Genomic DNA, 6,474 nt, shown 5'->3' on the forward strand with positions numbered 1-6,474 from the left:
TCGCTTGGGCGAGCCGATCGTGTGCACCGTGCCGCCGTTGGCGGGCAGTTTCGAGCGCGGGTCCCAGCGCACCACCATGCCGCCGCCGTCGCCCGCCGCGTGATAGCCCGCCACCGAGACCATCGTGTCGGCGGGCAGACGGCGGGTTTCCAGGTCCAAGAGGGCGGCGATCGTCGGCACACTGCCGGAGGGTTCGCGCCGCCCGCCGTCGCGGTCGTCGTCGGGGGAGGCCGAGGCGGTACCCGCGGCCGCCGTGCCGGCGAGCAGCAGCCCGCCCAATCCACCCGCGGCCAACAGGCGGCGGCGGGACGACGAAGGGGAAGAACCGAGTGAGGACATGGGTCCCGCTCACTTTCTCGATCCGTGCACGAAGGGGATGCGGGGCGTCCGGAGCCGGACCCCGGTGCGGGGCCGGCCCGGCGCGCCGGTGAGTCAGAGCGAGTTGCGGTACGGCGGCATGTGGCGCATCCGGGGCATCTGGTCGGCGAGCACACCGCCGTCCACCACGATCCGGGTGCCGGTCACGTAGGACGCGGCGGGGGAGGCGAGGAAGACCGCGGCGCCCGCGCACTCGTCGGGCGTGGCGTACCGCCCGAGCGGGATGCGTTCGCGGTAGGCGGCCTCGAACGGCTCGCGATCGAGCGGGAAATCGCCGTCGATGGGCGTCTCGACCATGCCCGGGGCCACCGCGTTGACGGTGATCCCGTGCGGCGCCAGTTCCACCGCGAGGCTTTGCACCAGCAGGTCCACACCCGCCTTGGAGGCGTTGTAGTGGGCCAGACCGGCCTCGGCCACATGCGCGTTCTTCGAGGTCACCGCGATGATCCGGCCCGGCACGCGGTCCGCGATCATGTGCTCGGCGACGCGTTGGGACAGGAAGAAGACCGCGTCCAGGTTCACCGCGAGCACCCGGCGCCAACTCGCCACGGTGATCTCGTTGAACCGCTCCAGGGCCGCGGTGCCGGCGTTGTTGACCAGGATGTGCAACGGGCCGACCTCGGCCCGCAGTTCGTCCACATAGCCGGCCAACCCGGCGGTGTCGGCCAGGTCGAACGGCCGGATTCGGGCGGTCCGGCCGCGGGCCTCGACCAGGGCGCTCGTCTCGGTGAGGTCCACGCCCGGTCGGTCGGTGAGCACGACGTCGGCGCCGGCCGCCGCCAGGGCGACCGCGAACGCCCGGCCCAGGCCACCGGCGGCGCCGGTGACCAGGGCGGTGCGATCGGTGAGCGCGAAGCTCGCGCCGGATCCGCCGATCGGCGCGACGCCCGGCCCGCCGGGTGCCGAGGTGCCGGTCACGACAGCCCCAGCAGGGGCAGCGCGTCGCGGAAGATCAGCTGCTCGACCGCGTCTCGATCCAGCGGTGGCAGACCGGGGATGCCCGGCACGGCGGCCACCGCACGCAGACCCGCCACCGACGCGTCCACCGTGGTGAACGGGTAGTCGCTGCCGAACAGCAGCTTGTGCAGCACGCCGTAGTCCTGGGCCAGCCGCAGGCTGTGCCAAAGCTGGAACGGGCGGTAGTGCAGTGCGCTGACGTCCGCGTACAGGTGCGGGTGCTTGCGGATCACCGCGATGCACTCGCCCTCGAACGGATGACCCAGGTGCGCGAGCACCATCCGCAGTTCGGGATGGCGGATCGCGACCGGATCCAGCAACCGGGGTTGCGCGTAGGCGATCGGCGCCGCCGAGACGAACGTGGTCCCGGTGTGCACCAGGATCGGCAGGCCGTTGCTCTCGGCGTAGGCGAACAGCGGGTCGTATTGCGGATCCCCCGGGTCGAAGCCCGCGTACATCGGCATCAGCTTGATCCCACGCAGGCCCAACTCCTGGTGACCGAATCGCAGTTCGTCCTGCCAGCCGGTCTGGGTCGGGTCGATCGACAGGTAGCCGATCAGCCGATCGGGCTGCTCGGCCACGTATTCGGCGACCGCCTTGTCCTCGACCCACAGGCCGCTGCGCCGGGCCTTGCCGCCGACCACGACGGTCCGGGTGTCCGCCGGGCTGGATGCCGCGTAGTCGGCCCAGCGCACGGTCAGGTCGACCTCACCGTCGTGCGCGCGGGCCGAGTCGGCCTTGAACACGTCGTCGAAGTCGCAACACTGGCGGAACAGATGGGAGTGCACGTCGACGATGCCCGAGCGGCCGGCGCTCATGTGCGGTTCCTCTTCTCCCAGCCGTCCGAGAACATGTTCCAGAAGCGGTGGGTGGGCGGGTGTTCGGCGAACACGTCGTCGTCCAGCTCGACGCCGAAGCCCGGAGCGGTCGGAATCTCCACGTGCCCGTCGGCGGTCACCGGCAACGTGCCGCGGACCGCGTCGAAGACGAACGGCTCCAGCAGACCGTCGAAGGTCTCCAGGATCTTGAAGTTGGTGATCCCGAGCGAGGCGTGCACGGAAACCGTGGTGCACAGCGGCGAGTTGGAGTTGTGCGGGGCGACCATGACGCCGTGCGTGTCGGCGATCGCGGCGATCTTGCGCACCTCGGTGAGTCCGCCCGCCATGGACAGGTCGGGCTGGATGATGTCCACCGCGTTCGTGGCGAACAACTGCTTGTACTCGTAGCGGTTGTGGAAGTGTTCGCCGCCGGAGATCGGGAACGGCGCGCGGGCGCGCAGTTCCGCGTAGCGCTCGATGTGCGTCCACGGCATCGGCTCCTCGAGCCAGCCGATGTCGAACGGTTCCAGGGCCCGCAGCAGCGCGGACGCGGTGGTCATCGCGAATCGCGCGTGGCCCTCGATGAACAGGTCCACATCCGGCCCGATCGCCTCGCGAACCGCGCCGACGAGCTCGACCGACTGCCGCAGTTCGGCCCGCGAGAGCTCGTGCAGGCCGGCCCCGAACGGGTCGAACTTGAGCGCCGAGTAGCCCTTGGCCACGGTCTCCTTGGCCTTGGCCGCGAATACGTCGGGTTCGCGCTCGCCGTTGTACCAACCGTTGGCGTACACCCGGACCCGATCGCGGCAGGCGCCGCCGGTGAGCCGGTACACCGGGACACCCAGCGCCTTGCCCATCAGGTCGTGCATGGCCTGGTCGAAGCCGGACAGCGCGATCCCGCCGACGTCTCCGCCGCGCAGGAAGTCGCCCTGGTACAGCCGCAGCCACAGTTCCTCGGTATCGAACGGGTCGGCGCCGATCAGGTGCCGGTTCGCCAGCGCCTGGGCCAGCGCGGCCGTTTCGGCGACCCGGTAGGGGTGGGTGATCTCGCCGACGCCGGACAGGCCCTGGTCGGTGTGCACGCGCACGTAGCCGAAGTCGCGCCATGCGGTGCCCAGGAGCAGCGTCTCGACGTGGGTGATCCGGCCGGCCGGGCCGGTGGGTCGGGTGCGGTCGACGACCAACATCAGCGTGCCGTCCCTTCGATCGCGCCGCCCATTGTGGACGTGCCGGCCAACTCGCCGATTCCGCCGTCCTTGATCGCGTCCTGCACGGCGAGTTCGGTCGCGGCGATCAGGTGGTCGACGTCCGCGTCGGTGTGCGCGTACGAGATGTGGCTGCGCTTGAGGTTCAGCGGCAGCTCGAACACGCCGTGCTCCAGCAGCCGGCGACGGTAGCCGATGAACAGGCCGGCGTCGTTGGCGAGCAGGTCGTCGTAGCTGCGCGGGACGCCGCCGGACATGAAGTAGGTGACGAACACCGAGCCGTAGCCGGTGACCACAGCCGGGATGCCCAGCCGGGTGTACATCTCGCCCAGGCCGGTACGAACCCGCTCGCCGAGGCGGAACACGTGCTCGTGTACCGGCTCCTCGCGCAGCTTGCGCAGCGTCTCCAGGGCGGCGGCGACCACCCACGGGTGGCCGTTGTAGGTGCCGGCGAAGAACGCGGGAGCGCCGGGGAGGGTGCTGAACTGGTCCATCAGGTCGGCCCGGCCGCCGAGCGCGCCGACCGGGGCGCCGTTGGCGATGGCCTTGCCGAAGGTGGTGAGGTCCGGGGTGACGCCGGCGATCTTCTGGTAGCCGCCGAGGTCGTGCCGGAAGCCGGTGATGACCTCGTCGAAGACCAGCACCGAGCCGTGCGCGGTGCACTGTTCGCGCAGCGTGGTGAGGAACTCGGGGTCGGGCAGCAGGCAGCCGACGTTGTGCGGGATCGGCTCCAGGATCACCGCGGCGATGTCCGCGCCGTGCTCGGCGAACGCGGTGCGCACCGCGGCCGGGTCGTTGAACGGCAGGACCAGGGTGGCCTCGAGCACCTCGGGCAGGATGCCGGTCGAGATCGGGTCGTGTGCGCCGACCGCGTCGGGCGAGGAGATCACGTTCAGGCTCACCGAGTCGTGCCAACCGTGGTAGCAGCCCTGGAACTTGACGACCAGGCGGCGGCCGGTGACCGCGCGGGCGACCCGTAGCGCGTGGAAGGTGGCCTCGCTGCCGGTGCTGGTGAGCAGCACCTTCTCCACCGAGGGGACCAGTTCGACCAGGGTTTCGGCGAGGGTGATCTCGCCCTCGGTGACGGCCACGCCGGTCAGGTCCAGGCGGCCCGCCGCCTCGTGCACCGCGCGCCGCACGTCCGGGTCGTTGTGGCCGAGCAGCGGCGGGCCGAACGCGGAGTGGTAGTCGGTGAAGACGCGACCCTCGGCATCGGTGAAGTTCGCGCCGCTGGTGTTGGTGACGACCAGCTCGGTCAGGCCCGGGATCCGGCGCTGACCGCTGTTCACCCCGCCCGGGATGACCCGAAGGGCTCGGGCGGGAAGGGAGTCGGTGGCGGCTGTGCCGACACTCATCGGTGGGCTCCTTGCGTCGTTCGTGACCGTTCGGATCCGCGGCCCTGCCAGGCCTTGGATCACCGGCGCCATCCGCCTTCGGCACGCGTCGCAGGTGTTGCGCTTGCTCTACACCGTGTTTTCTGAACACTGTTCGGCAGGACCGAACAGTTCCAGACCCTACATTTGGATGTACGGGGCAGTCAAGGGGTCCGGACCGGTAAAGTGTTCTGCTATGTCGAACAGCGTTAACGAGAATGTCGAGGAGTCGAAGTACTGGGTGAAGTCCGTCGCCCGGGCCGCGGACATCCTCGAGGTGCTCTCCACACGTGGTCCGGGGGACGGCATGAGCGTCACCGAGGTCGGTCAGGCCTGCGGGATCTCCAAGAGCGCCACCTTCGGACTGCTCCAGACCCTGCGCGGATACGGCCTGGTCTCGGACGACGGGGAAGGGATGAATCGGCGCTACCGGCTCGGGATGGGCCTGGCCCGGCTCGGCGATCGGGCCCAGTCGCAGGTGTCCCTGCGCGATGTGGCCCGGCCGGTGCTGGCCGAACTGACCAGGGAGACCGGCATGGCCGCGCGCTTCGCGGTGCCCGAGGGCGGGCTCGCGGTGGTCGTGGACCAGGTCGGGATAGAGCAGCGGGTACGCCTGGACCTGCGCATGGGGGTGCGCGAACTGCCGCACTGCACCGGACTGGGCAAGGCCATCCTCTCCGCGCTGCCCGAGGCCGAGGCGCGCGCGGTGATCGAGCGCTCGGGCCTGCCCCGGCGCACGTCGCACACGATCACCGACACCGCGACCCTGCTCGCACACCTGCGCGACATCCGGCAGACCGGCTACGCGCTGGACGACGAGGAGGACGCGGACGGGATCTTCTGCATCGGCAGCCCGGTCCGCGACCACCGGGACCTGTGCGTGGGCGCGATCAGCATCACCGGCCTCAAGCTCGACCTGCCGGGCTGGCGATTCCAGGAACTCGGCCGCCAGGTGCGGGCCGGCGCGCTGCGGGTCAGCCGCGAGTTGGGCAGCACGGAGAGTGGCGAGGGCGAGGTGGACGCCGGCTGAGATGTGCCGGTGAACAATCGGACCGACGGGGTCGCAGCGGGACAATACGTTGCGACCCCATCGTGTTCCCCCGATCACGGACGATGAAAGTCCGCCACGAGGTCTTGACCAGGAACGTCGGGCGGGTCTACGTTCCTTGACTCATCAGGGCCCGCACGTTCGCTGCCACGAATCGTGCCCGGTTTCCGGCCCTGGGGTCGACGGTCCGTCACCGGACCCGGGCGGCCCACCCCAAGCCATCCGCCGCGCGTTTCCCACCCGTTGGGAACGCCGCATCGGCACGTGTCACGGGAAGCGTCCTCACCCCCCTGCCGCCGAAGGCCGAGGTCCCGATGAGCACGTCCCCCGAAACTTCCACCGCCGCCACGACCCCGTCCGGCGCGCCCGCGTCCTCCCGCCGCCGTCTGCTCGCCGCGGGCGGCCTGGGCGGCCTGCTCCTGGCCGGCACCGCCGCGACGGGTACGGCCGCCGCCGCCTCGTCGGCGTCCTCGTCCTCCGACGATCGACACGAGGACGGCAACGTCCCCACCGGTGTCGCCACCGTCGCCGCATTGCTGCGCCTGGAGACTCGCCGACTGGCCCCGAACACCATCGTGGTGGTGGCCGGGTATCACGCCGCGGGCGACGGCGGCGGCATGGTGGTGCGCTGGGACCCGCGCGCGAGCCTGCCGGTCAACGGCGGGACCGTATTGGCCAACCCCTCGCCCAAGCGG

The 6,474-nt window shown here is 70.8% G+C and carries 5 protein-coding genes and 2 pseudogenes; 2 read left to right on the forward strand and 5 right to left on the reverse strand.

Going from position 1 to position 6,474, the window contains the following annotated elements; all coding sequences use genetic code 11:
• The 5 genes and pseudogenes from ACZ4FV_RS51365 to ACZ4FV_RS51385 form a co-directional block, all read right to left on the reverse strand.
• Positions 1-339: pseudogene (locus ACZ4FV_RS51365) on the reverse strand (hypothetical protein); the annotation flags it as partial.
• Between the two features lie 93 nt (positions 340-432).
• Positions 433-1,254 carry an SDR family NAD(P)-dependent oxidoreductase gene (locus ACZ4FV_RS51370; RefSeq protein WP_465328295.1) on the reverse strand — a complete coding sequence of 274 codons (822 nt, stop codon included), beginning with the start codon at positions 1,252-1,254 and terminating at the stop codon, positions 433-435.
• A 38-nt stretch (positions 1,255-1,292) separates the two neighbouring features.
• Positions 1,293-2,153: an amidohydrolase family protein gene (locus tag ACZ4FV_RS51375; RefSeq protein WP_402233138.1), complete on the reverse strand. Its 861-nt coding sequence runs from the start codon at positions 2,151-2,153 to the stop codon at positions 1,293-1,295.
• Positions 2,150-3,340 (reverse strand): mandelate racemase/muconate lactonizing enzyme family protein, encoded by a 1,191-nt coding sequence (locus ACZ4FV_RS51380; protein WP_395863654.1) that lies wholly within the window; start codon positions 3,338-3,340, stop codon positions 2,150-2,152. Before ACZ4FV_RS51380 ends, ACZ4FV_RS51375 begins: the two co-directional genes overlap by 4 nt.
• Positions 3,340-4,713 (reverse strand): aspartate aminotransferase family protein, encoded by a 1,374-nt coding sequence (locus tag ACZ4FV_RS51385; protein ID WP_395863656.1) that lies wholly within the window; start codon positions 4,711-4,713, stop codon positions 3,340-3,342. The genes ACZ4FV_RS51380 and ACZ4FV_RS51385 overlap by 1 nt, the downstream gene beginning before the upstream one ends.
• Before the next feature lie 214 nt (positions 4,714-4,927).
• Between ACZ4FV_RS51385 and ACZ4FV_RS51390 the strand changes: the two genes are divergently transcribed.
• A complete protein-coding gene (locus ACZ4FV_RS51390) occupies positions 4,928-5,761 on the forward strand; it encodes an IclR family transcriptional regulator (protein WP_395863658.1) in 834 nt (277 codons plus the stop codon).
• Between the two features lie 332 nt (positions 5,762-6,093).
• Positions 6,094-6,474: pseudogene (locus ACZ4FV_RS51395) on the forward strand (hypothetical protein); the annotation flags it as partial.

The organism is Embleya sp. NPDC025285 (genome assembly GCF_055558835.1).